The following is a 25,840-nucleotide window of genomic DNA, read 5'->3' as shown; positions in this document are numbered from 1 at the left end:
CAAGGTGGCGCCAGTGACGATAGTGGGGGCGCGGCCATACTTTCGGCGGATTCCGCCGCATCGACGCGCCCCGGCCGGTCCGTCAACCGGCCTTCTTCTCCTACCTGTTGATGGACTGCACTTCCTCGACCACCACATCCTGTACGACCTCGATCGTCCCGTCGGGCATCCCCACCGGCGCCGCCTGGCCGGTGCCCGTCCAGGTGATCTGCCAGGTGAGGGCCGCCTTGAGGGGGAACGTGGCGCCGCCGGACGAGCGGCCGTAGACGATGCCGCAGGGCGGGGTCTCCTTGGACCTGCCCTTGGCGTACGGCTCGCCGATCCTGCCGTCGACGATGGGGCACTCGCCGTTCGCGGGGATCAGGGTCGCGTCGCCGGTGCCGGGCTTCAGGGTGAGGGCCTTGGGGGTCGCGGTCGTCGTCGCCTCGTAGTGGAAGCCTGGGGCGTCGACCGCGGCCGTCGCCTTCACGTCGTCGAAGACGGCCTTGTCGAGCCAGGCCCAGGTGGGCAGGTTGACCTTGGTGGTGCCGTCGGGGGCGAGGGACACCTTGGTGTCGGGCAGCCGCATGTGCCGGTAGGCGAGGGCGGCGAGCTTCTCGGGGTCGATCGCCTCCTCGTACTGCGGCGGCGGGGCCTCGCCGTTGTCGACCCAGAAGGGCAGGTCGGTGCAGGAGTTGCGCTTGAGGTAGTCGGGCTCGTCGGGGTTCGGGACCCCGGCCCAGAACATCCCCTCGCCGTCCTTGTCGACGTTGTAGTCCTTGTAGCCGGGGGTGTCGGCCCAGCCGTAGTCGTCCTCGTAGTGCCGCTGCGTCTCGGCGAGCGCGGCGCCGGCGTGGCCGGTCATGCCGGGCTTGCCCATGGCGTCCTTGAGGTCGCCGGACATCTTCTTCTTGAAGTCCTTGGCGCCGAGGTACGGGGCGTACCAGCAGGGCGGCGGGTTCCAGGTGACGTCGGACGAGGTGATGTTGCCGGTGCCGCCGTTCTTGGCCACGGCGCCGGAGTAGGTGACCCGGGCCGCGGCGTAGATGCCGGTGCCGCCGTCCTTCTCCTGGGTGCTGCCGCCCTTGCCGTTGCCTATCTCCTCGTCGGCGTGGGCGACTTGGCCGATCGTGAGGGTGCCGACGGCGACCGAGAGGGCGAGGAAGGCGGTCGCGGTCCTGCGGGTCACGCGCATTGTCTTGCCTTCTCCGTCACGAACACGAGCGATGCGCGCCACAGGTCGTCCTTCCCCGGGAACTTGTTCATCACGATCTTGAAGTGGTCGTACGAGGCGGGCCCTGCGGAGTTCCCCTTGCGGATCTTCTCCGACTTCACTTCCTTCGAGAAGAACTTGCTGGAGTCCACGCAGAACGACACCTCGATCGCGTTGCCGTTCGGGGACTTGCGCGTCTGCTCCTGGTAGTGGCGGCGCGTGCCCGTCGAGGTGAGCCCGGCGTCGACGCGGCTCTGGATCTGGGTGCGCGCGTAGCTGAGCCCCTCGCCGGTCGCGTACGCGGCCACGGCCGGGTCCTTCGCCGACTGCTCGGCGACACCCTTGTAGATGGACTGCACGTAGTGCCGGGCGTCGTCCAGCGCCGCGGCCTCGTCCTTGCCCTTCGGCCTGTCCCAGTCGAAGACCAGCTTCAGGTCCGCGGGCAGGGCGAGGTCGACGCCGTCCGGCTTCTCCTCGTTCGCGGTGTCCGCGGGGTCCTTCGACTTCTCCGGCTTCTCCGAGCCCTGCCCGGCTCCGGCGATCTTGTCGCTGTCCTCGGACTTGTCGCCGTCGCCGCCGCACGCCGTCAGGAGCAGGGCTGCGGTCGCGGCGAGCGCGGCGGCGACAGGCATGGTGCGCGTGGTGCGGCGGTTCACGGTCGGCTCCCGGTGGGGCTAGGGGTGTCTCCAACGGGCCGACGGTAACCGGGGGTTGTGGGGGACCGCCAGGAACGATGTCCTGAAAAGTCGCCTCATCTCGGCGGACTGTCATCGTGTCGTGACGCGGGAGCGCAGGGGGACGTATGGGGGGCTGTCCGCGTTCGGGGGCGATGATAGCTTCGATCTACACAGGTGTAGTAGAGCAACGCGGGGCCGCCGATGGCCTTTTGGCCAGGAGCGGAAGGGGGGCTGTCATGGGTGATCAGGAAGCGGACATCGACCGGATCAAGGAATGCGCCGGGGCCCTGAAGCGCATCCATGACACGTTCGAGAAGCGGGCCAATCCCGCCGACGGGTACGGCATGGCCGAGCTCGGCTCGCAGCGGCTCCTGGACACGTTCTCCACGTTCGGCAGCAACTGGAAGATCCACCGCAAGAAGCTGACCGAAGAGCTGCAGTCCCTGCACGGGATCACCAAGGCCGCGGCGGAGGCGTACGAGACCCTCGACCACGAGCTGGCCGAGGCGCTGCGCCGCAGCGACAAGCAAGGTTCCGGGAAGCCGGGTTCCGGGGGGAATCCGGGTTCCGGGAAGAAGGCCGGCGCATGACCGCCCGCCGCCCCGCCGCGCACCGCTGGAGCGTCCTCGACGAGTCGTCCGACCCGATCCCGGGCGACCCCGAGGAGGTCGCGAGGCTCGGTCGCGAGCTGCGCAGGACTGCCGAGGCGATCGACAAGGAAGCCCGCGAGATCAAGGCGCTGGCCTCCGTCGAGAACTGGAAGGGCAAGGCAGCCACCGAGTTCCGTACGTCGGCGGAGGGCGCGGGCGACAAGCTGCGCAAGGCCTTCAAGCGGTACGACGAAGCAGCCGACGCCCTCGGCACGAAGGTCGTCGACGGGGCGTGCAGCAACGAGTTCGCCTCGGAGCTGCACCGCGCCCAGCAGATGGCCGACAAGGCGCTCGCCGACGCGGAGGCCGCCCACGACGACGCCTCCGCAGCCAAGCGTTCCCTCGACGGGCAGCCGGACGACACGCCCAAGGACGATCCGGACACCCGGAAGTTCGAGAAGCAGAAGGAGCGGGCCTCGTCGGCGCTCGGCGACGCCAAGGAGGCGCTGAGCGCGGCCAAGGGGATCCGCGACCGGGCCGAGAAGCTGGCGGCCGAGGCGATCCACGACGTCATCGAGGGCGACGGGCTCAAGGACGGCTGGAAGGACAAGTTCAAGAACTGGGTCAAGGAGAACTCCGGCTGGCTCACGCAGATCTCCAAATGGGCGGGGCGCATCGCCCTGTGGGCGGGGGTGGCCGCACTGGCCCTGGGGTGGATCCCCGTGATCGGCCAGGCCATCGCGGCCGTCGCCAACGTGATCGCCCTGGCGGCGAGCATCGTCGCCCTCGCCACCGACCTCGTGCTCGCGCTCGGCGGTGAGGGCAGCTGGAAATCGGTGTTCCTCGACGCGGTGGGCGTGGCCACCTTCGGGCTCGGGCGCGCCGCCATGGCCGGGGCCAAGGGCGCGGCCGCGGGCACCAAGGCGGTGGCGCGCAGCTCCCTCGCCAGGAAGGCGCTGGCGTCCGGCATGAAGCCGAACAAAGCCTGGAACCTCGCCAACCGGGGCAGCCAGGGGGCGCTGCGCGGCAAGTCCGCGGCGGAGGCCATGGCGAAGATGCCCAAGGGGAAGCTGCCGAACTGGAACAACATCAAGGAGGGGTTCAGCCCTTCGGCCATGGCCCGGGACACCGTCGACGGCGTCAAGTCGGTCAGGAACGCCTTCTCCGGACAGGCGTGGCGCGACGGGCTCAAGGGCATGGCGGCGCCGCGCTCCGCGGGCACGCTCGACCCCGATCTGGCCAGGGCCGCGTCGGACCTCCGCGGCATCTCCCCGGCGGCGACGGGCATGCCGAACGTCAGCAACGCGCTCGGCAACTTCTCCGGCCAGACCAACGTCTGGGCGGGGGCCACGGCCACCGGCGTCGTCGCGGGCGCCGAGGGTGCGTACGGTTCTGTCACGACGCTCACCGACAAGGTCACGGGGTGAACCGGGCCTGCCCGCCCCGATCGACATGCGCACCACATCCCACATGAACGACGACGCCCGCCGCCCCGCCGCTCCCGGGGAACCCGCCCCGCAGGAACCCGCCCTGCGCCCGAGGGCCGACCGGGGCCCCGGCGTGGAGCTGAGCCGCCGGGCCCGGCTCTTCGTCGAGGGCGACGAGCTGGTGCTGCGGGGACGCTCCGGCACGCGGCGACGGCTGCGGATCGGCGGCAAGGGCAGCAGCGATACCAGTGACGGCGGCGCAATCAGCCGCGCCGTCTTCATCGACGTGCCGCGCCCCGACGCCGAACGCATGGGCCCACCCGTCCGCGGCTCCTGGGGCGAGCTCCAACTCCAGAACGGCGAGGGCGAGTTGATCGCCGCCCTCGACCTCGACGACTGGCTGCCCGAGTCCGGTGAGCTGCCGAAGCGCTACGTCCAGGGGGAGCAGCTCCTCGCCCGCACCGGCGCGGCGGGCCTGCTTGCCGCCGCGGGCATCCCGCTGCACACCGTGCGGGACGAGAACGACCCGCTCGTGGACCGGCGGACCCGCGCCCCCCGGCTGACGCCCGGCAGCACGTTCCCCGTCTGGTACTGGACGGTGCGCGGCGCCGCCGCGTTCGTCTGGTTCGCCGCCTTCACCGTGCTGGTCTTCTCCGGCGCGGACACGCCGTGGCTCGTCCTGGTCTCGGCGGCCGCCGCACTGACCGCACCGGTGGCCCGCCTCGCCCTGCGCGCCTGGACCCGGCTGCGGCTGAGGCGCGGCGTGCCCGCCGTGGTGGCCCGGATCGTCCCGTGCCCGGCGCCCGGGGCGGGCGCCACCGTCAGGTTCCGCCGCGCCACCGAGCTGCGGGTGCAGGACCGCGACCTGGTCCTCAAGGACCTTGCCGGGCAGGAGCACTGGCTGGCCCGCAGGGGTCCGCATGCCGTGACCTCACTCGTTCTCGTACGGGACAGGGCGGGTGCGCCCGTGGGGGTCGAACTGCGCGGTCCCGACCGGCAGATCCGGGCGGTCCTTCCCTGGGACCAGTGGTTCGGCGGCGACAGCGCAGGTCGCGACGGCTGGGCGGCGCTCCAGCGCGCCATGGGCCTCACCGCCACCGAGCGCAGGCTCACGGGGCGCGCCGACTGGCCCAAGGGCCCGGCCCTCGGGCTCCGCATGCTCCCCGCGTCCGCGCGCGAGGCCCGGGCGATGTCCCGCTTCCCCGGCACCCTCGTGGGCGTCTCCTCCACGGCCGTCATGGCCGTCGGGGCCTTCTTCTCCGTGGCGCAGGGCACCCGGCTCATCGACGCGCACCCCGCCGCGGCGTGGGCGGCGATGGCCATGGGCGGCGCCGCGGGCCTCCTCCAAGCACTTCCGTACGCGATCCATCAGGTACGCAGCCGTTGCCGGCTCGACCGGCAGGCCCGACAGCAGGAGACGTCGTCGTGACGAACCCGGACAAGGCCGCGCGGCAGCCGCAGGCGGACGCCCCGCCGAGCGACTACCGGCTCCTGCTCCCCGACGGATGGTTCCGGATCCTGCTCGATCCGGACGAGCGGGAGAAGTCGGTCGCCGCCCTCGTGGAGCGCCAGTTCCAGGGCATCGACAACGCGCCCCACCTCAAGGAGGGGCTGCGCAAGGACCTGCGGAACCGGGCGGCCAAGGCGCACCGCAGCGGTGGCATCGAGCTCTATCTGAGCCTTCAGGAGGTGGGCCCCTTCACCATCCCCGCCTCCCTCCTGGTCACGCTCGCGCCCCTCCGGCACGCCGAGGAACTGCCGCTCGACGCGCTGGCGCGGGCCCTGGCCGACGGGGGCCCCGCGGGGCAGGAAGTGAGCGTCGAGGAGCTGACGTCGGGCGCCGCGGTGCGGGTCAGGAAGCAGGTGGCGCAGCCCGCGGACGACGCGACGGACCGTGCGTACGCCTCCACGTCCGTGGAGTACCACGTGCCGGTCCCCGGTACGACGGCCTTCCTGCTGCTCTCCTTCTCGACGCCGCTCGAACCGCTCGCCGACGCGATGGCGGGCCTGTTCGACGCCGTGGCCGACTCGCTGACCTGGACGGAGTGACCCTCATGACCGATCTGACGAACATCGGGATCGAGTGTTCGGAGGACTGGGTGCCCTTCCCCGTCACGGACACCCTCGACCTCGACTACTGGGCGGAGCAGCAGGGCCACGAACTCGTCGCACGCTATGAGCGGGACGGCGAGCGGGGTGACGCGCGGCGGCTGAGCCGGGACCTGAAGCGCGCCGCGTCCGACAGCCGTACGCGCGAACCGCTGGCCGCCTTCGGCTGGTACCTGAGCGGCCACCCCACCGTGGCCGCGATCCTCGAACTCGACGCCGTCCTGCCCGACGACACCGTCCCGGTGATCACGCTGCCGTGGCTGACGGAGCACTTGAGTGCGAGTGACTTCGGGGAACCGGACGTCCGTGACGTACGACTGCCGCTGGGCGAGGCCGTCCGCATCCGGCAGAACCTCATCGGCGGGAAGAAGCGGCTCCTCGGCCCCCGCCCGGTCATCCGCACCCTCATCCACGGCATCCGCCCCACCGGGGCCGACGGCGCCCTCACGATGTACGTGTCCTGGACGGAGCCGGTGCTCGACGAGACGCTGGAACAGATCGTCGACGGCATGGCGCAGACGCTGTCGCTGTGAGCGGCCCCCAGGCCTCAAGAGCCTCAAGGCGGGCGGCGCCGCTCACGCAGTGGGCACTGCCGGGGCTCAGAGCTTCGCGCTCTGCGCGTCCACGACGGCGGTGGCGACCTTCGCGTCGCCGGGCCGGGACTGGGTGAACGCAAGGCCGTCGACCGCGAAGTAGAGCGCGAGGGTCTCGCCGTGGCGCACGGCCTGGCCGCGCACGGTGTGCGTGAGGTCCTGGTACTCCGTGGTGGCCTTGAAGGCGACGGACTCGTCGGCACCGGCAGGCTTGGCCGCGGACTCCGCGGTGACGGAGGTGTACGTACTGGTGTTGCCGCCCGCCTTGGCCGTGAAGCCGCCGCCGCAGGAGCCGACGGCCTTGGAGAACTCGGCCAGGGCGGTCTTCGCCCCGCCCTTCGCGTACGTGGCGAGCGTGACGTAGGTGAACGCGCCGGGCCCCTTCGCGCCCGTGGCGACGCGCGTCAGGTCGGACTCCGGGCTGCCCAGGGGGAATTGGTTCGTCGCGTACGCGAGCGGGGCGCAGCCCGCCTTGCCGACCTTGATCTCGTCCCTGGACTTGGCGAACGCGTACTCCTGGTCAGGCTTCTTGACCGTGAATCCCTTGACCTCGTCCTTGGCCAGGGCGACGTCGTCGAGCTTGGCCGCGGGCTCCACGGCCTCCGGGGCGGACGCCTTGGGCTTGTTGCCGGCGGAGTCGTCCGACGAACCGGAGTCCGAGTCGGAGCCCCCGCAGCCGCTGAGGGCCGCGGCGGCGAGGAGGGCGAGAAGGGGCACGGCCACAGCGGTCCGATTCCGCTTCTGCTTCTGCTTCTTCATGAGGGCTCCTGATCTGTCGCCCCTGCGCGCCCCGGTCGGTCATGGGCCTGCAGGATGTCGTTCCTGTGACGGGTGGGACCGTGCGTCCGCGGCACTCTACTGTGCGGTCCGGACTGTCTGTTGTGCAGTCCGGACTGTCTGTTGTGCGGTCCGACCGACCGGCACGGGCGCATCGGACGGCCCGACGCACCGCCGAGGGCGCCTTCCAGAGATGCGCCAACCACCCGCCCGCCTAGGGTGTATCGCCATGTACATCTCCCCCCGCGCCCTGGACGGCAGCCGTCGGCACCGGCTCGTCGTCGGGACGATGCTGTTCCTAGGGACGGGCGGCATCGGCACCGGCCTGCTGATCGCCATGTTCGCCGCCGGTACCGGCATGCCGGCCCGTACCGGGCTCGGAGCGGGAGCCGTCGCCTTCCTCACCGTCGCCTGGTGGTGCGCCCGTTACTGGTACGCCGCCTTCTGCACCGGCCGCCGCGAGCCCCCGGTCCCCGAGCCCAACCCCTGGCCCTGGACCCTCCCTTGGGCGGTCGCCACCGTGGCCCTCCTCGTCACCGGCGTCCGCCAGGTCGCCGCGGGCGAGAGTTCCGGCTGGTTCGCCCTCGGCTTCGGCGGTCTCCTCGGGCTGCCCATCACGGTTCTGTCCCTGCTCACGCTGTACTTCACGGCGACGGAATCACGCCGTACGGAACGGGCGACCGCCCGACGGCCCGCACCGGAACCGCCGCGTCCACGGCGGGACTGGGGACCGATCGGCTGAGCACGCGGAGCACGCCGAGCACGCGGAGCACGCCGAGCACGGGACCGGAGGCGCCCCCGCCCCCCTCAACTCCCCCCGACCACCACCCCGGAGAGAAATTCCGAGCAGCCCTCGACCGGGCGTCGGCATGATGGCCCGATGCCCGACGACACGCTCCCTCACGCGCCCGCCCGCCCCAGGAACGAACCCCCACGTGCCGGGGCCGGTGAGCGGGCCTCGCTCACCGCTTTCCTCCAGTACCAGCGCGAAACCCTCGCGATGAAGTGCGCGGGCCTGACCGCCGACCAGTTGCGGGAGCGGGCCGTGCCGCCCTCGGAGATGTCGCTGCTCGGGCTGGTCCGGCACCTCGCGGAGGTGGAGCGGAGCTGGTTCAGGAATGTGCTGAACGGCGAGGGGCTGCGGGCCCGTTGGCAGAGCGGGGTGCCCGGCGCGTACGCCGACTTCGACGTGGCGGACGCCGACCCCGACGAGGCGTTCGAGGTCTGGCACGCGGAGTGCGCGCGCTCCCGCGCCCTGGTGGACGCCGCCGACTCGCTCGACACCACGGTTCGCTTCCGCGACGAGACGTATTCCCTCCGCTACATCCTCACCCACATGATCGAGGAGTACGCCCGCCACAACGGCCACGCGGACTTCCTCAGGGAGCGCATCGACGGAGCGACGGGGGAGTAGGCGAAGCAGGGGAGAGGGGCGGCGGCCCGGAGCCGTGGAAGTGCACCACCACCCCGGGCCGCCTCAATTCCCGGAGGATCAGCGGCGGTTCAACGCCCGCTTCACCTTCTTGCCCGAAGGCGACTCGTCGAGCGTCTTCCACAGCTTGGCCGAGCTGAGGGACGTGTAGACGCCGGGGGCGCCCTGCGCGCCGCAGCCGTCGCCGTAGGAGACGACGCCGATCAGGATGGGGGCCCTGCGGCCGGGGACGTTGCGGAAGATGGGGCCGCCGCTGTCACCCTGGCAGGAGTCCTTGCCCTCCACGCCCGCGCAGAAGTTGACCTTCGAGTCGTACTCCTTGTAGCTCGTGCCGCACTCGGCGTGCGAGATGATCGGGACCTTGACCTGGCGCAGCCGGTCGGGGGTGTAGGTCATCTCGGTGTCCGTGTTGCCCCAGCCCGCGACCGTGGCCTTCTGGCCGGGGCGGATCAGGGCGTCGGTGCCCTGCGTGGGGAGCGCGACCGGGGCGATGCCCGTGACCGGCTTCTCCAGCTGCAGGAACGCCACGTCGTACGCTTCCTTGCCCTTGAGGTAGCGCGGGTGCACGACCACGCCGCCCTTGGCGATGTTGCGTATCTGGCCCTGCTTGGCGGAGAGCACGGTGCGCCCGACGGCCACCTGGAGGGACTTCGGCTTGACCGGCTTGCCCGCTTCGTCGACGAGGCAGTGCGCGGCCGTCGCGACGGTGTCCGGCGTGACGAGGCTGCCGCCGCAGAACTGGCGGTCGAGCGGGCTGCCGGAGCCCTTTTCGAGGAGCGCCACCATGAACGGGTAGGCGTCATTGGAGACTTCGGTGCCGCCGACGATGGCGTGCGCGGCGGGCGCGGTGGTGGCGACCATCGCCAGAGCGGCGGCGGACGCGGCGATCCCGGCGGCCGTTCTCGTGAGGGTTGTCGTGGGGGTTGTCGTGGGGGTTGTCGTGGGGGTTCTCATGGGGGGTTGGTTTCTCTTTCGTGCGACAGGAATTGCGGTCATTGCTCGATGCACGCGAAAGGTCCGGACCAAAGAACTGTCAACTGCCGTGAAATGAACGACGTTTGGTCTGTCGTTCAACAACTCTTCTCGAATCCCCTCGCGCCGGAATGTGAGAGGGGAATGGAGGGGGTCCGGTTCATTCGGCTTGGGGTGGGGCCGAGTTGCGTGGGTTGTGAGGAGGAGTGGCGCGCGTTCCGTGACGGCACTCCCGGGGGAGGTGTGCGTCGCCGAGCGGGGAGCGCCAGGTGGGAACCGGTCGGGGTCTCCCGTGCGTCCCTCTCATGGCCGACAAGTGCCCTGTCGTGCAAAGCGTCTCAATTCGCGTACGCACATCAATCCGACCCCCGCCGGATCGCGGAACGGCGTCGGAACCAGGGAGTGCGGATTGCGCGTGGGTAACGATGAGGGGCCTGCGCTTCACGATCCTTAACGCGCCTTGAGGGGCTTATGTGCTGCTGATACGGTGCGATGACTTGACACTGAGCCTGGGGCCGAATAGCCCGCCCGAGGTGGAGCGTAGAGAGTCGCGAGTGTCGCGAATGATGGAAATTGACCGAATCTTCTTGGGCGTGCGGGGAGCAGTTGCGTGAAGATCCAGGAGCGTACGGGGGCGGGCAACAACCGTTCCGCCGCGCCGGTTCAGCCAGGCGTCGGTGAGCGCCTTCCCGCGCCGCCTCGCGAGCGCAAACCGGCACTCGCCGCACTGGCCGTCCTGCTCATCCTCGTCGGCGCGCTCGGCGCCACGGTCCTCGTGCTGCGGGCCGGTGACCGGATCGAGGTGGTGCGGGTGACCGCGCCCATCGCCGCGGGCGAGTCCCCTGCCGAGGGCAAGAACATCGACTCCGTGCTCGTCGCCGACGACGGCGGCATCAACTACGTGAAGTGGGAGCAGCGCGGCGCCCTCACCAAGCTGAAGGCGAAGAGCGCCATTCCCGCGGGTGCCGTGGCCGTCGGCGAGATGTTCGCCAAGAGCTCGGGCCTGCCCGCGGGCAAGGCATCCGTCGGCCTCTCCCTCAAGGAGGGCCAGTACCCGGCCGACCTGAAGGCCGGTGACACCGTCGCCGCGTACCCGGTCGTATCGGGCACCTCCACCGGCAAGGGCTCGGCGAGCGGCAGCGGTGCCGCGGCCGGTGAGCCGCTGGTGTCCTCGGCCCGCGTGAACACCATCGCGGCCAAGAGCGACGCCACCGTGAGCACGGGCAACCTGAACATCACCCTGCTCGTACCGCAGGAGGATGTCGCGGGTCTTGCCAGCTCCGCGTCCGACGGCAAGGTCGTCATCGTCCGCGTCACCGACAACAGCAACTAGAGGCGAGTAGAAGAGACATGGCGCTCATCGCTCTCGCCGCGGACAAGGGGTCCCCCGGCGTCACCACCGCCGCCGTCGCGCTCGCAGCCGTCTGGCCGCGCCGCGTGCTCGTCGCGGAGACCGACCCGGCCGGCGGCGACCTGGTCTACCGCAGTGCCGCCGCGCACGGCGGCCCGCTCAACCCCAACACCGGCATGCTGAGCATCGCCGCCACCGCCCGGCGCGGCCTCGTGCCCGACCAACTCTGGGACCACACCCAGCCGTTGTCGGGCGGCCTCGAAGTGCTCGTCGGACTCGGCATCGCCGAGCAGGCCGCCGGGCTCGCGGGCCTGTGGCCGACGCTCGGCCGCGCGTTCTCGCAGCTCGCCGACTCGCCGCACGCGCCCGCCGACGTCATCGCGGACTGCGGGCGGATCAGCGGCGACACCCCGGCCGTCGAACTCTTCCCGCAGGCGGCGCTCGTCCTGCTCGTCTCGCGCACCGAGCCCGAGGCCATCGCGCGCGTGCGCGACCGGGCCGCGGCCCTGGCCGCCAAGCTGCACGGCGGACCGCGCGGCGCGGCGACGCTCGCCCAGCCGCTCATCGGTGTCCTCCTGATCGCCGACCCCTCGACATCCGCGAAGCTCGTCCACCAGGTCAACGACATGCTGGTGGCCGCGCAGACCGGCGCCCGGGTCGTGGGCACCCTCGCCGACGACCCGGCGGGCGCCGAGCAGCTGGCCGGGCGCAGGCGCGGCCGGCTCGACAAGTCGATGCTCATCCGGTCGGCCCGCAAGGTGACCGTCGACCTGTACCAGCAGTACGGGGCGGCCTGGGCCAACCCGACCGCCGGGGCGGGCCGATGAGCGCACCCGTCGACCACCAGCTGGTCAAGCGGTTCCGGCAGGACGCCGGTGACCGCATCGCCGAGCAGCGCCGCCTCGACCAGGTCTCCGGCGTCACCCCGATGTCGGGCGAGGACGAGCGGCACTACGCCCGCGCCGTCATCGCGCAGATCCTCGAGGAGTACGCGCGCGCGGAGATCAACGCCGGGCGCACCCCGCTCGACGCCGAGACCGAGGAGCAGTACGCGGCCGCCGTGCACGCCGCGCTCTTCGGCGTCGGACGGCTGCAGCCGCTGCTCGACAACCCCGAGGTCGAGAACATCGACATCAACGGCTGCGACCAGGTGTTCGTCGGATTCGCCGACGGCCGCGAGGTCAAGGCCGACCCGGTCGCGGAGACCGACGAGGAACTCGTCGAGCTCATCCAGGTGCTCGGCGCCTACTCGGGCCTGTCGTCCCGCCCGTTCGACTCGGCCAACCCGCAGCTCGACCTCCGGCTGCCCGACGGCTCGCGTCTGTCGGCGGTCATGGACGTCACGCGCCGCCCCGCCCTCTCCATCCGCCGCGCCCGCATGGGCAAGGTCTTCATGTCGGACCTGGTGGGCAACGGCACCCTGACGCCGGAGATCGGCCACTTCCTGGCCTGCGCCGTCCGGGCCCGCAAGAACATCATGATCGCGGGCGCGACGAACGCGGGAAAGACCACCCTCCTGCGGGCCCTCGCCAACGAGATCCCGCCGCACGAGCGCCTGGTGACCGTCGAGCGCGCCCTGGAGCTCGGCCTCGACACCTTCGCCGATCTGCACCCGAACGTCGTGGCGTTCGAGGAGCGGCTGCCCAACTCCGAGGGCCAGGGCGAGATCTCGATGGCGGAGCTGGTGCGCCGTTCGCTCCGTATGAACCCCTCCCGCGTCATCGTCGGTGAGGTGCTCGGCGACGAGATCGTGACGATGCTGAACGCGATGTCGCAGGGCAACGACGGCTCGCTCTCCACGATCCACGCCAACAGCTCCAGCGAGGTCTTCAACCGCATCTCGACATACGCGCTGCAGGCGTCCGAGCGGCTGCCCATCGAGGCCAGCCAGATGCTCGTCGCGGGCGCCGTGAACTTCGTCGTCTTCATCCAGCGGCGCAACGACTACCAGTCCGGCGGCAAGCTCCAGCGCATGGTGACCTCGGTCCGCGAGGTCAACGGCGTCGACGGGCGGGTGCTCTCCAGCGAGGTCTTCGCCGAGGCCCCCGACGGCCGCGTCGTCGCCCACGCGCCGATCGCCTGCATGGACGACCTGGCGGCCTTCGGCTACCGGCCCGCCGGGCAATGGGGGTGAGCACGACATGAACTCACTCGGCTCGATGGGCGGCATCTTCTCGCTGCCCGTCCTGTACGCGCTCAGCTGCGGCGTCGCCGCGGGCGGCGGCCTCGCGCTGCTCGCGATCGCGGTGCGCGGTCTGCCCGCACGGCCCGCCCACGAGAAACACCGGGCGAGCGAGCGGGCGAGCGAACTGATCGCCTTCATCGGCCGCCGTGGTTCCGCGGCGATCGGCGTCGGCCTGGTCGTCCTGCTGCTGACCCGCTGGGCGGTGGCGGGCATCGCCGCAGGCATCCTCGTCTTCTTCTGGGACAAGCTCTTCGGCGGCGCCGCCGAGGAACGCGCGCAGATGCGCCGCGTCGAGGCGCTCGCCGCCTGGACCGAGTCCCTGCGCGACACGATCGCGGGCGCGGTCGGCCTCGAACAGGCCATCCCGGCGTCCGCGCGGGCCGCGGCCCCGGTGCTCCGCCCGCACCTGGACGCCCTCGTGGACCGGCTCCGCGCGCGCACGCCGCTGCCCGAGGCGCTGCAGGTGCTCGCCGACGAGATCGACGACGCGTCGGCGGACATCATCGTCGCGGCGCTGATCCTCAACGCGAAGCTGCGCGGCCCCGGTCTGCGCCACGTCCTCGGCGCGCTCGCCAAGTCGGCGCGCGAGGAGGTCGACATGCGCCAGCGCGTCATGGCGCAGCGCGCGTCGACGCGGCGTTCGGTGCAGATCGTGGTGGCGGTGTCGGTCGCCTTCGTGCTCGGCCTCTCCATCTTCAACCGCGACTTCGTCGAGCCGTACGGCACGGCGGTGGGACAGGCCGTACTCGCCCTGGTCTGCGGCCTGTTCGCGCTCGGGTTCTGGTGGCTGCGGAAGCTGTCGACGGTGGAGACGCCGGACCGTTTCCTCGTCAAGGACGAGCCGGGCGTGCAGTTCGTGCGCCCGCGCGGTCCCGCCGGTGCCCCGGTGCCCGGCGGCCCGGAGCAGCCGGTCCAGCAGGGTCTTCCCGGCTACTCGAATCCTGAGGGGGTACGTCGATGAGCCTGACCATGCCGATAGTGATCGGCGCCGTCCTCGGCCTCGGCATCTTCGCCCTCGTACGCGCCCTGATGCCGTCCAAGCGCAGCGCGGTCGCGACGGTCGCCCGCATCGACGCGATGCGGGCGCGCGGCGCGGCGTACGAGTCGCAGCGGGCCACGTCGGACACCGAGACCCCCGGCCGGTTCGGGGCCATGCGGTCCCGCGTGGGCCAGCGGGTCGCGGACTTCTACCTCCAGCAGGGCTGGGAACAGCGCTCGCTCCGCGCGGACCTGGCGGTCCTTGACCGCAGCTGGGAGAAGTTCCTGGCGACCAAGGTCCTGCTGGCCGCGGTCGGTGTGTTCTTCGGTCCTTTCCTCTTCGCCGTCATCTGGACGCTCGGCATCGGCCGCAGCCCGATCATCCCGGTGTGGCTCGCGCTGATGTTCGGCGCGCTCTTCTTCTTCCTGCCGGACCTGGAAGTACGCAGGGACGCGGCAGACAAGCGGCGCGATCTGCGCCGCGTCATCGGCGCCTATCTGGACCTGGTGTCGATGAGCCTCGCGGGTGGCCGTGGCCTCCCCGAGGCGCTCATGGCGGCGGCGGAAGTCTCCGACGGATGGGCGACGCAACGCATCCGAAATGCTCTGGCCGATGCCCGCATCACGGGCGTCAGCCAGTGGCAGGCCCTCGGCTCGCTCGGCGAGGAACTGGGCGTCGAAGAGCTCAAGGACCTGTCGGCGTCCCTGGCGCTGGTGGCGGACGACGGCGCGAAGGTGCGCGAGTCGCTCGCCTCCCGCGCCGAGACGATGCGGCACCGCGAACTCGCCGAGATCGAAGGCAGTGCGGGCGAGAAGTCCCAGTCGATGCTGGTCGCACAGCTGATGCTGTGCGCGGGATTCCTGGTCTTCCTCATCTACCCGGCGGCGATGCGCGTGTTCCAGGTCTAGCGGCAGCGGTCCAACGACGACGGCGGTGCCGGACGACAACGGGGCCCGGCACCCATCCCCCCACCACTCCTGAGAGGACAACTCACCATGAACGGACGGAACTTCAGCACCGGCAACCCGGGTCTGGACTTCATGATCACTTTCCTGCAGGGCCGGGTGCAGCGCGCCCGCTCCGGCGAGCTCGACCGCGGTGCGTCCGCGGTCGAGTGGGTCATCATCTCGGCCGTCGTGGTCGCGATCGTCGGTGTGGTCGCAGCGGTGATCAACGCGGCCCTGGACAAGGGCGCGCACAAGGTCAGCGACTGCATCGAGGGCGCGGACGCGGGCAGCACCTGCTGACGCCACCGCTTCGGCTACTGACGGCATCGTGAAGGGCGACGGGGTTCGGGTGCGAAGAATGCGTGGATTCGTGCGCCGCAGGGTGGAGGCCGCCTCCACCCGCGGCGAATCCGGCATGACCGCGGTCGAGTTCGTGCTGCTCACCCCGGTCCTGTTCTTCATGATCTTCGCTACGGTGCAGTTCGCGCTGTACTTCTTCGCGGACCATGTCGCCCAGGCCGCCGCCCAGGCGGGCGCGCGCAAGGCCCGCGCCACGGCCGACGAGAACGCGGGCGGCTGGCGGGGCGAGGCACGCGACGTCGCCGACGCCTACATCCGCCAACTCGGCCCGAAACTGGTCCTCAACCCGGCCGTGAAGGCCATCGAGCCCGGCCAGAACACGGTCGGCGTCGAGGTCACGGCGAAGGTGCCCTCGGTCTTCCCCGGACTCGACATGACGGTGCACGCGCAGTCGGCGGGACCGGTGGAGCGGTTCGTGGAGGAGAACGAGTGAGGCGGCAGTGCTCCGGCGAGGACGGGGAGTTCCGCCACGACGACCACGGCGACCGGGGGCTCTCCAGCATCGAAGTCGTGTTCCTGGCCCCCGTGATGATCCTCTTCATCCTCGTCCTCGTGGCCTTCGGCCAACTCGTGGACGGCCGCGGGGCCATCGACGGCGCGGCCCGCGACGCCGCCCGCGCGGGCTCGATCCAGAAGGAGCACGGCACGGCGATGGCCGAGGCGAGGAAGGCCGCGCAGGCCGACCTCGCGGACGTCTGCTCCGGCCCGGTCAGCGTCATCCAGAAGAGCGCCGGATTCGACCCCGACGTCGACCCCTTCTTCACCGTCGAGGTGAGCTGCCGGGTGAAGGGCCTCGCCATGCTCGGCCTCGACGTCGCCACCACCCTGAAGGCGGAGTTCAGCTCTCCGCTCGACCCCTACCGGAGGTCGGCGTGACCCTGTCCCCGGCCGTGCGCGACTGGCTCGCAGCCCGCCGCGACCGCCTCGACGACCGCGGCTCGGGCGCCGGAGCGGTCATCATCTTCGCCATCGTCTTCCTCACGCTCTCCGCGTTCGTCATCGACGGCGGCCTGTCCATCTCCAAGCGGGAACGCGCCGCGGACATCGCGGAACAGGCCGCGCGCTACGCCGCGCAGGACCTCGACACCGAGGGCATCTACGACGGTGCCAAGGGCGCCCCCATCAACTACGAGAACTGCGGCGCCCGGGTCCGCGCCTTCGTCGAGGAAGCGGGCCTGATCGGCGCGGACGTCGCGGGCACCCACTGCGTGACGGCCAACGCCCAACAGGTCGAGGTCGAGGTCCAGATGACCTACAGCCCGGTCTTCACGGGCATGTTCTACGGCGGTGACGTGACGGTGAAGGGCCGCGCCGTCGCCGAGAACCAGGTCGGCTGAGCGGCGGCGGCCCCGCCCGTCGCCGTACTAGCGGTTGATGGACTGGACTTCCTGGACGTTCATGTCCTGAGTCGTCTCGAAGGTGCCGTTCGGCAAGCCGTGCTTGTCGTCGTCGTCCGATCCCACCCAGGAGATCTCCCAGGTCACGGACGCCTTGAGCTGATACGGCTCACCGTTCGTCGCCCGCAGGTACGTGATCCCGCACGGCGGCTCCTCCTTGGAGCTCCCCTTCTTGTACGGCGTCCCGATGCTGCCGTCCTCATTGATCGCACACTCCCCGGACGCGGGAAACGTCTCCGCGTCATCGGTACCGGGCTCCAGATGAAGCGACTTGGGCTTGGCGGTGGTCTCGGCCCACAGGGGCGTGTTCGGGAGTTCGGCGCGGACCTTGACCTCCTTGAAGGTGCCCTTGTCCAGCCAGGCCCAAGTGGGCAGGTTCACCGTCGACTTGGCGGCGGGCTTGAGCTCCACCTTGGTCTCGGGGACCTTCACCTTGTCGTACGCGTACTCGGCGAGCATCTTCGCCGTCGGCGCGTTCGGGTCGTCCGGGATCTTGCCGCCGTCGACCCAGAACATGATGCGGCCGCAGTCCCATGACTTCGGGTCGGAGTCGTCGGGGGCGACGCCGCGCCAGAAGCGGCCGTCCTTGCCCTCGTTGTAGTCCTTGTAGCCCTCGGCGGAGCTGTTCTTGGGGGAGTGGAGGTCGAAGTTGTCCGCCGGTTTGCCGTCGCGGTAGTGGTCGGTCCAGAGCCCCTTGCCGAACCACGACTCGTGGATGCCGACGTCGCCGCCGCCGTCCTTGTCGACGAAGTCCTTCAGCTCCTTGGAGGTGAAGGCGGGCTCGTACCAGCAGGCCGGGGGCTTCCAGTTGGGGTCGATCGGGGCGAGGTTGCCCTTCTTCCCGCCGCCTCCGCTGTTGCCGCCGGGATAGGAGAACTTGATCGAGGAGGCGCCGGCCGACAGGTTTCCGTTCTTGTCGGCGCCTCCTCCGGTCGTCCCGTCGGCGGGCGGCTTCGTCGTGCCGCCAGGGATGTCGTCGGCGTGCGCGGTGCCCGCGGCCCCCAACGTCAGTACCGCGACACCTGCTGCCAGGAACTTCCACGAACGGAAGCCATCGGTCATCCTCGGCATTCCTTGACCCTCCCCTGCACCTCGATCTTCTGTGCCTTCCAGACCTTGTCCGCGCCGTTCGGCGGGCTCATCAGGACGCTGAACTTCTGGTAGCTGTCGAGCGATTCCTTGCCGTAATGGACCTTTCCGCCCTTGATGTCCTTGCTGAAGGACTTCGCCTGGTTGCGGCAGAAGGTGACGAGGACGGCCTTGCCGCCGCTCAGCTCCGTGGCCTCGGACTTGAAGTAGCGGTCCTTCCCCGTGGGCACCCAGCCGCCGTCGACCCACTCCTTGATCTGGGTCTTCGCGTACTGCGCGGCCTGCGCACCCGAGTAGTACTGATAGGCGGGGTCGTTCACGTCCTGCTTGACGATGCCGTGCTTGAGGGCCCGGATGTAGTTGGCCGCGTTGTCGACCGCCTTGGCCTGCTTGGGGTCCGACGGCGCCGAGAAGTCGAAGACGAGCTCAAGGTCCTTCGGCACGCTGACGTCAGGGCGATCCGCGTCGGCCGACGCCGGCGCCGAAGCCGACGGCGAGTCCGAACCACCCCCCGCCCCCTCGATCTTGTCGCTGGAATCGTCGCCACCGCCGCCGCAGGCGGTCAGGAGCAGCGCCGTACCGACGGCGAAGGCGGCGGCGGTGGGAAGGGCGCGTCGGGCCACGATCACAGTCCCCCAGAGTTTCGGCATACACGCGGATGGGTGCGGGTGTGCAGGTGTGCAGGAGAGAACGAAGCTACCAAGTGGGCTTGGGCGGTAGCTGAGCGCTGAGGGAAGGATTTCGTGGTCATCGAGGTGACGGAAGTGAACAGTTGGTAAGTGCTACGCGGGCGCAGCGATTCCGTGCCGGAACTGTGACGGATGGCGTCGGACTCGGGCGCCGGGCGATCAGCCGGGGACACAACCGCGCAGGGAGAGTCGGGCCTTTGGTGCGGGAGGTGATGAAACGGGCAGGTGGGAGGGCTGATGCCCCTGTCTGACCTTCGGCACCTTCCGTACCATCACCTCAGTAGGCTCATGCCACCGATCCGAATCCACCAGCTTCATCCACTCCTCACCACAGGACACCAGGACACCCGCCATGGCGCGCACCACCTCGAACTCGACGAGCCCGCCGAACCCGCAGTCTCCGCGGAACAGGACGCCGCAGCCCCTGCCGGGGCGCCGTCGTTCCTTCGGTGACTTCGTCAAGGCGTTCCTTGCCTTCGTCGCGTTGACCGTGCTCCTCGTCGGCGTGCCCGGAGCCCTCGCGTACTTCGTGGGCTGGCCGCTGCCGGGCGGTGCGCCCTCCCTGGACTGGCTGCAGCAGGAGATCACCGTCAGCACGTTCATCAACGTGCTGACCGTCGTCGTCTGGCTCGCCTGGGCGCAGTTCACCGCCTGTGTGCTCGTGGAGATAAAGGCCGCGTTCTCCGGTGTCGGCATTCCCGGCCGGGTGCCGGGCGCGGGCGGCAGTCAGCTGCTCGCGCGCCAACTGGTCGCCGCCCTGCTGCTCGTGGGCGCCACGGCAGCCAGCTTCGCGCCGGGGCTCTCGCAGTTCGGGCAGTCCCTCGAGGGGAACCAGAAGCCCGCGTCGGCCGCCTCCGCCCAGCAGACCCCGGGTCTGTTCGGGCAGGAGCAGCAGCAGGCCGCGAGCGCCGCCGACGCCCTCGCCGCGCAGGCAGAGCAGGCCGCCGCGCACGCGGAGGGCGGCGGCAGCGCCAAGGACGGCGACACGAAGTACTACCGGATCCAGCCCCCGGAGGGCCGTCACCACGACTCCCTGTGGGAGGTCGCGGAGCGGCACCTGGGCGACGGCCGCAGGTACAAGGAGATCTACCAGCTCAACAAGGACCGCGAGCAGCCCGACGGTTCGCGGCTTTCCGAGGCGAGCCTCATCCGCCCGGGCTGGATCATGGAGATGCCCGCGGACGCGTACGGCGGCGAGATCGTCGAGATGCCCGACGAGGCGCCGAAGGTCTCCAAGGACGTGCAGGAGCAGATCTCCGACTACGCGAAGTCCGGGGACCACCAGCAGGGCGGCGGCGAACAAGGCAGCAGCGGCAGCGGCAGCGGTCACCAGGGCGGCGGCGGTTCCGTCGACCGCGACACCGCGCACATCTCGCTTCCCGAGCAGCGCCCCGCGGGGGACGGACAGGGCCAGGGCAAGGGCGAGCAGCCGCACCGGACGCCCGCCGCGACCGGCGCCTCCGACGACTCCTCCTTCGGCCTCCCCGAGGCACTCCTCGGCGCCCCCCTCCTCGCCGCGGGCCTGCTCCTGGCGCTGGGCCGGCGCAGGCGGCACGCCCTGTGGCAGTCCGCCATGGGCGCGGCGGGCGGCCGCCGCGGCATGCAGCCGCCAACGCCGACCGGCGACGCGGCCGACGTGCAGGACGCGCTGCTCGTGGGCGCCGACCCCGAGGGCGTACGCCTCCTCGACCTGTCGCTGCGGGGTCTCGCCGCCGCGCTCGCGGAGGAGAACCGCCCCCTGCCGACCGTGTACGCCGCGTGGCTGAGCAACGGCGATCTGCACCTCCAGCTCGCGCAGCCCGCCGGACGGCCGCCCGCCCCCTGGCAGTTGGGGCAGGACCAGACGTTCTGGATGCTGGCGCGCACCGACGCCGAGCGGTACGAGGACGTCGACACCGCCGCGCCCTACCCGGGCCTCGTCAGCCTCGGCACCCTGGACGACTCGCGGCTCCTGCTCAACCTGGAGTCCGTGCCCGGCATCGTCTCGCTGAGCGGCAGCGAGGCCGACCGCGCGGCCGTCTTCGCCTCGGTCGCCGCCGAGCTCGCCACCAACGGCTGGTCGGACCGCATGACGATCACCGTCGTCGGCTTCGGCCAGGACCTCACCCCGCTCGCGCCCAACCGCCTCCGTCACCTGGAGGACGTCGAGGCGCTCATCGAGACCATGGAGGCCGAGACCCGGCAGCGGCGCGGCGCGCTCGGCGCCGCGGGCCACGACTCGGTGCTCACCGGCCGCACCGGCCCCGCCCAGCACACCCGCTGGGCCCCGCACCTCGTGCTGCTCGCCGCCGAGCCGAACGCGGACGACGCGATCAAGCTCGCCGAGCTCGCCGCCGACGCCAGCAGGCTGGGCATCGGCTACCTCGTCGGCACCGAGTCCGGCGACCTGCCGGGTGCCGCCTGGCAGATGGAGATCACCCGCGCGGGCAAGCTGCTCGCCCCGCTGCTCGGCCTCGAACTGGAGGCGCAGGCGCTGCCGGAGGCCCAGCAGCGCGCCGTCGTACGGCTGTTCACGGAGGCCGACCCGGAGAGCGCGGGCAGCCCCGGGGGCCCCGAGGGCGGCGCGCCCGCCGTGGCCCCGCCGTTCCTCGTCGACGTCACCGAGCAGGGGCGGCCCGCGGTCTACGCCCGCCTCGTCGGTACGTACGAGATCATCGGCCTGGAGACCCCGGACGGCGAGCGCAGCCCGCTGATGCACGAGGCCCTTGCCCTGCTGCTCCTGCACCGCGAGGGAGTGCACCCCCGGGTGCTCGCCTCCGCGCTGTGGCCGCGCGGCGTCACCGACGACGTGCGGGACGCGCTCGTGGACCGGCTGCGCGAGTGGCTCGGCACCGAGCCCGACGGATCGCCGCGGCTGCGGGCCGACCGGACGGGCCGGCTCACGCTCGCCAAGTCCGTCGTCTCCGACCTGGACGTACTGCGCTCGCTCTACCACGAGGCCACGCAGGGGCGCGGCGCCAACAACCGTGCCGTGCGCGGGCGCATGCTCACCGACGCGCTCGTCCTGGTGCGCGGGCCGCTGCTCGCGGACCGGCCGCAGGGGCGGTACACCTGGCTCACGCACGAGATCATCGACGCGCAGCTGCCGCTGCTCGTCGCCGACATCGGGCTCGCGCTCTCCGAGTTCCACCTGGAGAAGGGGCGGGCGGAGAAGGCGATCGAGGCGCTCAACGCGGCGCTCGGCTCCGCGCCGGGCGACGAGCGGCTCTGGAACGAGCTGCTGCGCGCCACGCACGCCACGGAGGACCCGGCCCGCCTGCAGCAGGTCGCCGCGGATCTCGTCGCACGGAGCGGTGCGCGGGGGCTGCCGCCGCGGACGGAGGCGCTCCTCGACGAGCTGCTTCCCGCTTGGCGCAGCGGCCTCACTGCGGTGAGCTAGCGCCTCGGTCATCGGTGCTCCGCACCGGGGCGTTGTGCCCACCCGTTCCGCCGTGCGGAACGCCTGCCCACAACGGGGGAGACGGAATCCCTTGCAACTGATCCTCGTCCTCGGCGGCGCCCTCTGGGGCGCCCTCGCCGGGCTGTTCGTGCCGCGCGCCGCCTACCGGCTCTCGGTCCCGTCCGGTGAGGACTGGCGGACCGAGACGCCAGGGGGCGACCCCATCGTGAGCTGGGTCGGGCTGGCCCGGTGCCCGAAGGGTGATTGGTACGGCCCCCGGACCTCCGGGGTCACCCCCGCCACCGCCCTCGTCTGCGCCGCGCTCGCCGCCGCCACCGGCGCACGGCCCGAGCTCGGCGTCTGGCTGCTGCTCGCGCCCTTCGGCGTGCTGCTCGCCACCGTCGACTTCACCGTGCACCGGCTGCCCGACGTGCTCACGCTGCCGCTCGCGGGCGCCGCGCCCGTGCTGCTCGGGGGCGCCGCGCTGCTGCCCGAGGCGGGCGGTTCGTGGACGGGTTCGCTGTACGGGGCGCTCGCGCTGGCCGGTGCGTACTTCCTGCTCTTCCTCATCAACCCGAACGGCATGGGCTTCGGGGACGTGAAGCTCGCGCTCAGCCTGGGGGCCGTGCTCGGCTGGTACGGGTGGGGCGTGCTGCTGCTCGGCACCTTCGCCGGGTTCCTGCTGGCCTCGCTGTACGGCATGGGGCTCGTCGTCGCCCGCCGCGCCGGGCGCAAGACGGCGATCCCGTTCGGCCCGTTCCTGATCGGGGGCGCATTCATCGGGGTGCTCCTGGGGGCGTACTCCGCCTGACGTCGGCTGCCCGAGGGGCCTGGCGTAGGCTGGCTCGGTACGTTCGCAACCCTTACGAAAGGGACCTCCGGTGACCGAGAAGGCCGACCTCCAGTCCGTCCTCGACCGTGCCGCCGCAGGTGGGCGGATCACCCCGGAAGAGGCGCTCGACCTCTACCGTGACGCCCCGCTGCACGCGCTCGGTGCCGCCGCCGACGCCGTGCGCCGCCGCCGGTACGCAGGGACCGAGCACATCGCGACGTACATCATCGAGCGGAACATCAACTACACGAACGTCTGCGTGACGGCGTGCAAGTTCTGCGCCTTCTACGCCGCCCCGAAGGACACCAAGAAGGGCTGGAGCCGCGATCTCGACGACATCCTGCGCCGCTGCGCGGAGACCGTCGAGCTGGGCGGCACCCAGATCATGTTCCAGGGCGGCCACCACCCGGACTACGGCGTCGAGTACTACGAGAAGCACTTCGCGGCGATCAAGAAGGACTTCCCGCAGCTGGTCATCCACTCCCTCGGCGCCTCCGAGGTCGAGCACATGGCCCGCATCTCGAAGGTCTCCGTCGAGGAGGCGATCCAGCGCATCCACGCCGCGGGCCTCGACTCCTTCGCGGGCGCCGGCGCCGAGCTGCTGCCGGAGCGCCCCCGCAAGGCCATCGCCCCGCTCAAGGAGTCCGGCGAGCGCTGGCTGGAGATCATGGAGATCTCCCACAACCTCGGCGTGGAGTCCACCTCCACGATGCTCATGGGTACGGGCGAGACCAACGCCGAGCGCATCGAGCACCTGCGCATGATCCGCGACGTACAGGACCGGACGGGCGGCTTCCGGGCCTTCATCCCGTACACGTACCAGCCCGAGAACAACCACCTCAAGGGCCGCACCCAGGCGACGATCTTCGAGTACATCCGCATGATCGCGATCGCCCGGATCTTCCTCGACAACGTCGCGCACATCCAGGGCTCCTGGCTGACCACCGGCAAGGAGGCGGGCCAGCTCACCCTGCACTACGGAGCGGACGACCTCGGCTCCGTGATGCTGGAGGAGAACGTGGTCTCCTCGGCCGGTGCCAAGCACCGCAACAACCTGCGCGAGATGATCGAGATGATCCGCACCGCGGACCGCGTCCCGGCCCAGCGCGCCACCACGTACGAGCACCTCGTCGTGCACGACGACCCGGCGAACGACCCGATCGACGACCGCGTCGCCTCGCACATCTCCTCCACGGCGATCGAGGGCGGCACGGCCCACCCCGAGCTGAAGCTCCTCGCCACCAACTGAGGCCCTGTTGCTGACACTTCACGTCGCCGAGCACTCCCCGGAGGCGGCGGTCCTGGCCGACGGCGCGACCATCGCCGCCGTCGGCCCGTACGAGGACCTGGCCGCCGCCCACCCCTCCGCGCGTGTCCGGCGCTGGCCCGGCATCCTCACGCCGGGCCTGCTCAACCCGTACGGCCCCGAACTCCTCGAAGCCACCTACCACCCGGACCCGCGCGAGGCCGCCGAGCTCGGCACCGAGCCCATCGGCGGCGAGCGGGCCCTGGCGATCTTCCGCGCGGACCCCTCCCGCCTCGGCGCCAGCGCCCGACGCGGCGTCCAGCGCCTCCTCGCCCACGGCACGGTGGCCGTCGCGGGCGAACTGCGCGCCCGCCCCGCCCTGGACGCGGTCCGCAGAGCAGGCCTCGCAGTGGGCGCCCGCCCACCACGCCTCCCGGGCCCACCGTCCCTGTCGCCGACTCCGCTGATCCTGCTCCCACCGCTGGCAGCGGGGGGTCCGGCCCGCTTCGCGGTCTTCGATGTCGCAGACCGGGGTGAACTGGTGGGGCGAGGGGCGGGGACGTGCGTGGCAACGGTGATCGCGGGCCGTTTGGTGTACAGGTCCCGCTGAACAGCTGACGTGAGGGGAGCCCCGTCAGGGGCGCGGGGCTGTCACATTTGCGGCTCCGCCGCGTGGGCGCGAGCAACCACAACAAACCCGCACCCGCCAGAGACGGAACAAGGCAGACGCGACAGCGAAATGCCCGCCGCAGGCGAAAGAACCCCGGCCTGCCACAATGACCAAGTGACCCGAGCCAGCCTGGAAAAGCAGCCCCACGAAGTCGCCACGATGTTCGACGACGTGGCGGAACGCTACGACCTCACCAACGACGTGCTCTCCCTCGGCCAGGCCCGCCTCTGGCGCAAGGAGGTCGCCAAGGCGGTAGACGCCCGCCCCGCGCAAAAGGTCCTCGACCTCGCCGCCGGCACCGCCACCTCCTCGCAGCCCTTCGTGCAGGCCGGTGCGTACGTCGTGCCGTGCGACTTCTCGATGGGGATGCTGCGGGTCGGCAAGCAGCGCCACCCGTGGATGCCGTTCACCGCGGGCGACGGGACGAAGCTGCCGTTCAAGGACGACACGTTCGACGCCGTGACGATCTCCTTCGGGCTGCGCAACATCCAGGACACGGACGCCGCGCTGCGCGAGCTGTACCGCGTGACGAAGCCCGGCGGACGCGTCGTGATCTGCGAGTTCTCGCACGCGACGTGGGCGCCGTTCCGGACGGTCTACGAGGAGTACCTGATGCGGGCGCTGCCGCCGGTCGCGCGCGCGGTGTCCTCGAACCCGGACGCGTACGTCTATCTCGCCGAGTCGATCCGTTCCTGGCCGGACCAGCCGACGCTGGCCGGGCTGCTGCAGGACGCGGGCTGGTCGAAGGTGGCCTGGCGCAACCTCACCGGCGGAGTGGTGGCGCTGCACCGGGGCTTCAAGCAGGCCTGAGCGAACAGCCATTGATAACGCTCCAGTTGAGACTGGGGTTCCCCGTGCCCACGGGAACCAGCCACCGGGCAAGATATGTCCGTTGTAACGACCCGGCCGTTTCCTTATGCGGTTCTTACGGGTCGGTCCTTCTTGCT

The 25,840-nt window shown here is 71.1% G+C and carries 27 protein-coding genes; 21 read left to right on the top strand and 6 right to left on the bottom strand.

What is annotated here, in order from left to right:
- Positions 1 to 100: 100 nt before the first annotated feature.
- Positions 101 to 1,174: a hypothetical protein gene (locus ACFWZ2_RS23455; protein WP_384548627.1), complete on the bottom strand. Its 1,074-nt coding sequence runs from the start codon at positions 1,172 to 1,174 to the stop codon at positions 101 to 103.
- The gene (locus ACFWZ2_RS23450; RefSeq protein ID WP_384548624.1) at positions 1,165 to 1,848 is read right to left on the bottom strand and encodes a hypothetical protein; all 684 of its coding nucleotides are present in this window, start codon (positions 1,846 to 1,848) and stop codon (positions 1,165 to 1,167) included. The genes ACFWZ2_RS23455 and ACFWZ2_RS23450 overlap by 10 nt, the downstream gene beginning before the upstream one ends.
- 257 nt (positions 1,849 to 2,105) lie before the next feature.
- Here ACFWZ2_RS23450 and ACFWZ2_RS23445 point away from each other — a divergent pair, with 257 nt between their 5' ends.
- The 5 genes from ACFWZ2_RS23445 to ACFWZ2_RS23425 are packed head-to-tail and all read left to right on the top strand — an operon-like array spanning position 2,106 to position 6,528.
- Positions 2,106 to 2,459, top strand: a complete 354-nt coding sequence (locus ACFWZ2_RS23445) for a hypothetical protein (RefSeq protein ID WP_384548622.1) — start codon at positions 2,106 to 2,108, stop codon at positions 2,457 to 2,459.
- Complete coding sequence (locus ACFWZ2_RS23440; protein ID WP_384548621.1) at positions 2,456 to 3,886, top strand: hypothetical protein; 1,431 nt, start codon at positions 2,456 to 2,458, stop codon at positions 3,884 to 3,886. Before ACFWZ2_RS23445 ends, ACFWZ2_RS23440 begins: the two co-directional genes overlap by 4 nt.
- A gap of 43 nt (positions 3,887 to 3,929) precedes the next feature.
- Positions 3,930 to 5,315, top strand: coding sequence for a hypothetical protein (locus tag ACFWZ2_RS23435; protein ID WP_384548619.1), 1,386 nt, complete (start codon positions 3,930 to 3,932; stop codon positions 5,313 to 5,315).
- Entirely contained in the window at positions 5,312 to 5,935 is a 624-nt protein-coding gene (locus ACFWZ2_RS23430; protein WP_384548618.1) for a hypothetical protein, read from the top strand. Before ACFWZ2_RS23435 ends, ACFWZ2_RS23430 begins: the two co-directional genes overlap by 4 nt.
- A gap of 5 nt (positions 5,936 to 5,940) precedes the next feature.
- Complete coding sequence (locus ACFWZ2_RS23425; protein WP_384548616.1) at positions 5,941 to 6,528, top strand: hypothetical protein; 588 nt, start codon at positions 5,941 to 5,943, stop codon at positions 6,526 to 6,528.
- A 66-nt stretch (positions 6,529 to 6,594) separates the two neighbouring features.
- Here the strand turns inward: ACFWZ2_RS23425 and ACFWZ2_RS23420 are convergent, their stop codons facing one another.
- Positions 6,595 to 7,347: a hypothetical protein gene (locus ACFWZ2_RS23420; protein WP_384548614.1), complete on the bottom strand. Its 753-nt coding sequence runs from the start codon at positions 7,345 to 7,347 to the stop codon at positions 6,595 to 6,597.
- A 247-nt stretch (positions 7,348 to 7,594) separates the two neighbouring features.
- On the opposite strand from ACFWZ2_RS23420, the gene ACFWZ2_RS23415 reads away from it, so the two are divergent.
- A complete protein-coding gene (locus tag ACFWZ2_RS23415) occupies positions 7,595 to 8,107 on the top strand; it encodes a hypothetical protein (protein ID WP_384548612.1) in 513 nt (170 codons plus the stop codon).
- A 138-nt stretch (positions 8,108 to 8,245) separates the two neighbouring features.
- Positions 8,246 to 8,779 carry a DinB family protein gene (locus tag ACFWZ2_RS23410; RefSeq protein ID WP_384548610.1) on the top strand — a complete coding sequence of 178 codons (534 nt, stop codon included), beginning with the start codon at positions 8,246 to 8,248 and terminating at the stop codon, positions 8,777 to 8,779.
- Positions 8,780 to 8,857: 78 nt separating this feature from the next.
- On the opposite strand, the gene ACFWZ2_RS23405 is transcribed toward ACFWZ2_RS23410, so the two are convergent.
- The gene (locus tag ACFWZ2_RS23405; protein ID WP_384548608.1) at positions 8,858 to 9,751 is read right to left on the bottom strand and encodes a S1 family peptidase; all 894 of its coding nucleotides are present in this window, start codon (positions 9,749 to 9,751) and stop codon (positions 8,858 to 8,860) included.
- Positions 9,752 to 10,379: 628 nt separating this feature from the next.
- Here ACFWZ2_RS23405 and ACFWZ2_RS23400 point away from each other — a divergent pair.
- From ACFWZ2_RS23400 to ACFWZ2_RS23360, 9 genes are all read left to right on the top strand, one after another.
- A complete protein-coding gene (locus ACFWZ2_RS23400; RefSeq protein WP_384548606.1) occupies positions 10,380 to 11,102 on the top strand; it encodes a hypothetical protein in 723 nt (240 codons plus the stop codon).
- Positions 11,103 to 11,119: 17 nt separating this feature from the next.
- Positions 11,120 to 11,947 carry a hypothetical protein gene (locus ACFWZ2_RS23395; protein ID WP_384548604.1) on the top strand — a complete coding sequence of 276 codons (828 nt, stop codon included), beginning with the start codon at positions 11,120 to 11,122 and terminating at the stop codon, positions 11,945 to 11,947.
- Entirely contained in the window at positions 11,944 to 13,254 is a 1,311-nt protein-coding gene (locus ACFWZ2_RS23390; RefSeq protein ID WP_384548602.1) for a CpaF family protein, read from the top strand. Before ACFWZ2_RS23395 ends, ACFWZ2_RS23390 begins: the two co-directional genes overlap by 4 nt.
- A 7-nt stretch (positions 13,255 to 13,261) precedes the next feature.
- Complete coding sequence (locus ACFWZ2_RS23385; protein WP_384548600.1) at positions 13,262 to 14,266, top strand: type II secretion system F family protein; 1,005 nt, start codon at positions 13,262 to 13,264, stop codon at positions 14,264 to 14,266.
- A complete protein-coding gene (locus ACFWZ2_RS23380; RefSeq protein ID WP_384548598.1) occupies positions 14,263 to 15,192 on the top strand; it encodes a type II secretion system F family protein in 930 nt (309 codons plus the stop codon). Before ACFWZ2_RS23385 ends, ACFWZ2_RS23380 begins: the two co-directional genes overlap by 4 nt.
- A gap of 87 nt (positions 15,193 to 15,279) precedes the next feature.
- On the top strand, positions 15,280 to 15,531 hold the full coding sequence (locus ACFWZ2_RS23375) for a hypothetical protein (protein WP_384548596.1): 252 nt from the start codon (positions 15,280 to 15,282) through the stop codon (positions 15,529 to 15,531).
- A 58-nt stretch (positions 15,532 to 15,589) separates the two neighbouring features.
- On the top strand, positions 15,590 to 16,024 hold the full coding sequence (locus ACFWZ2_RS23370) for a TadE/TadG family type IV pilus assembly protein (protein WP_384548594.1): 435 nt from the start codon (positions 15,590 to 15,592) through the stop codon (positions 16,022 to 16,024).
- A complete protein-coding gene (locus ACFWZ2_RS23365; RefSeq protein ID WP_384548592.1) occupies positions 16,021 to 16,467 on the top strand; it encodes a TadE/TadG family type IV pilus assembly protein in 447 nt (148 codons plus the stop codon). Before ACFWZ2_RS23370 ends, ACFWZ2_RS23365 begins: the two co-directional genes overlap by 4 nt.
- Before the next feature lie 2 nt (positions 16,468 to 16,469).
- Positions 16,470 to 16,928 carry a TadE/TadG family type IV pilus assembly protein gene (locus ACFWZ2_RS23360; RefSeq protein ID WP_384548722.1) on the top strand — a complete coding sequence of 153 codons (459 nt, stop codon included), beginning with the start codon at positions 16,470 to 16,472 and terminating at the stop codon, positions 16,926 to 16,928.
- A 27-nt stretch (positions 16,929 to 16,955) separates the two neighbouring features.
- On the opposite strand, the gene ACFWZ2_RS23355 is transcribed toward ACFWZ2_RS23360, so the two are convergent.
- Both ACFWZ2_RS23355 and ACFWZ2_RS23350 read right to left on the bottom strand, forming a co-directional pair.
- A complete protein-coding gene (locus ACFWZ2_RS23355; RefSeq protein WP_384548590.1) occupies positions 16,956 to 18,059 on the bottom strand; it encodes a hypothetical protein in 1,104 nt (367 codons plus the stop codon).
- Complete coding sequence (locus ACFWZ2_RS23350; protein WP_384548588.1) at positions 18,047 to 18,700, bottom strand: hypothetical protein; 654 nt, start codon at positions 18,698 to 18,700, stop codon at positions 18,047 to 18,049. Before ACFWZ2_RS23350 ends, ACFWZ2_RS23355 begins: the two co-directional genes overlap by 13 nt.
- Before the next feature lie 418 nt (positions 18,701 to 19,118).
- Here ACFWZ2_RS23350 and ACFWZ2_RS23345 point away from each other — a divergent pair, with 418 nt between their 5' ends.
- The 5 genes from ACFWZ2_RS23345 to ACFWZ2_RS23325 all read left to right on the top strand — a co-directional run bounded on the left by ACFWZ2_RS23345 (position 19,119) and on the right by ACFWZ2_RS23325 (position 25,703).
- Positions 19,119 to 22,145, top strand: a complete 3,027-nt coding sequence (locus tag ACFWZ2_RS23345; protein ID WP_384548586.1) for a BTAD domain-containing putative transcriptional regulator — start codon at positions 19,119 to 19,121, stop codon at positions 22,143 to 22,145.
- A gap of 91 nt (positions 22,146 to 22,236) precedes the next feature.
- Positions 22,237 to 22,956 carry a prepilin peptidase gene (locus tag ACFWZ2_RS23340; RefSeq protein WP_384548584.1) on the top strand — a complete coding sequence of 240 codons (720 nt, stop codon included), beginning with the start codon at positions 22,237 to 22,239 and terminating at the stop codon, positions 22,954 to 22,956.
- 70 nt (positions 22,957 to 23,026) lie between these two features.
- Positions 23,027 to 24,226, top strand: a complete 1,200-nt coding sequence (gene mqnC, locus ACFWZ2_RS23335) for a cyclic dehypoxanthinyl futalosine synthase (protein ID WP_384548582.1) — start codon at positions 23,027 to 23,029, stop codon at positions 24,224 to 24,226.
- Positions 24,227 to 24,233: 7 nt separating this feature from the next.
- Positions 24,234 to 24,833, top strand: a complete 600-nt coding sequence (locus ACFWZ2_RS23330) for a hypothetical protein (protein WP_384548580.1) — start codon at positions 24,234 to 24,236, stop codon at positions 24,831 to 24,833.
- Between the two features lie 174 nt (positions 24,834 to 25,007).
- Complete coding sequence (locus ACFWZ2_RS23325; RefSeq protein WP_384548578.1) at positions 25,008 to 25,703, top strand: demethylmenaquinone methyltransferase; 696 nt, start codon at positions 25,008 to 25,010, stop codon at positions 25,701 to 25,703.
- Positions 25,704 to 25,840 lie beyond the last annotated feature (137 nt).

The organism is Streptomyces sp. NPDC059002, assembly GCF_042740435.1.
Classification (GTDB): domain Bacteria; phylum Actinomycetota; class Actinomycetes; order Streptomycetales; family Streptomycetaceae; genus Streptomyces.
This window is presented reverse-complemented; position numbering and strand designations above follow the sequence as displayed.

Excerpts from the sequence above, each read along its gene's own strand:
- ACFWZ2_RS23455 (WP_384548627.1), bottom strand. The coding sequence starts at position 1,174 with ATGCGCGTGACCCGCAGGACCGCGACCGCCTTCCTCGCCCTCTCGGTC.
- ACFWZ2_RS23445 (WP_384548622.1), top strand. The coding sequence starts at position 2,106 with ATGGGTGATCAGGAAGCGGACATCGACCGGATCAAGGAATGCGCCGGG.
- ACFWZ2_RS23440 (WP_384548621.1), top strand. The coding sequence starts at position 2,456 with ATGACCGCCCGCCGCCCCGCCGCGCACCGCTGGAGCGTCCTCGACGAG.
- ACFWZ2_RS23435 (WP_384548619.1), top strand. The coding sequence starts at position 3,930 with ATGAACGACGACGCCCGCCGCCCCGCCGCTCCCGGGGAACCCGCCCCG.
- ACFWZ2_RS23425 (WP_384548616.1), top strand. The coding sequence starts at position 5,941 with ATGACCGATCTGACGAACATCGGGATCGAGTGTTCGGAGGACTGGGTG.
- ACFWZ2_RS23420 (WP_384548614.1), bottom strand. The coding sequence starts at position 7,347 with ATGAAGAAGCAGAAGCAGAAGCGGAATCGGACCGCTGTGGCCGTGCCC.
- ACFWZ2_RS23415 (WP_384548612.1), top strand. The coding sequence starts at position 7,595 with ATGTACATCTCCCCCCGCGCCCTGGACGGCAGCCGTCGGCACCGGCTC.
- ACFWZ2_RS23410 (WP_384548610.1), top strand. The coding sequence starts at position 8,246 with ATGCCCGACGACACGCTCCCTCACGCGCCCGCCCGCCCCAGGAACGAA.
- ACFWZ2_RS23405 (WP_384548608.1), bottom strand. The coding sequence starts at position 9,751 with ATGAGAACCCCCACGACAACCCCCACGACAACCCCCACGACAACCCTC.
- ACFWZ2_RS23395 (WP_384548604.1), top strand. The coding sequence starts at position 11,120 with ATGGCGCTCATCGCTCTCGCCGCGGACAAGGGGTCCCCCGGCGTCACC.
- ACFWZ2_RS23390 (WP_384548602.1), top strand. The coding sequence starts at position 11,944 with ATGAGCGCACCCGTCGACCACCAGCTGGTCAAGCGGTTCCGGCAGGAC.
- ACFWZ2_RS23385 (WP_384548600.1), top strand. The coding sequence starts at position 13,262 with ATGAACTCACTCGGCTCGATGGGCGGCATCTTCTCGCTGCCCGTCCTG.
- ACFWZ2_RS23380 (WP_384548598.1), top strand. The coding sequence starts at position 14,263 with ATGAGCCTGACCATGCCGATAGTGATCGGCGCCGTCCTCGGCCTCGGC.
- ACFWZ2_RS23375 (WP_384548596.1), top strand. The coding sequence starts at position 15,280 with ATGAACGGACGGAACTTCAGCACCGGCAACCCGGGTCTGGACTTCATG.
- ACFWZ2_RS23370 (WP_384548594.1), top strand. The coding sequence starts at position 15,590 with ATGCGTGGATTCGTGCGCCGCAGGGTGGAGGCCGCCTCCACCCGCGGC.
- ACFWZ2_RS23355 (WP_384548590.1), bottom strand. The coding sequence starts at position 18,059 with ATGCCGAGGATGACCGATGGCTTCCGTTCGTGGAAGTTCCTGGCAGCA.
- ACFWZ2_RS23345 (WP_384548586.1), top strand. The coding sequence starts at position 19,119 with ATGGCGCGCACCACCTCGAACTCGACGAGCCCGCCGAACCCGCAGTCT.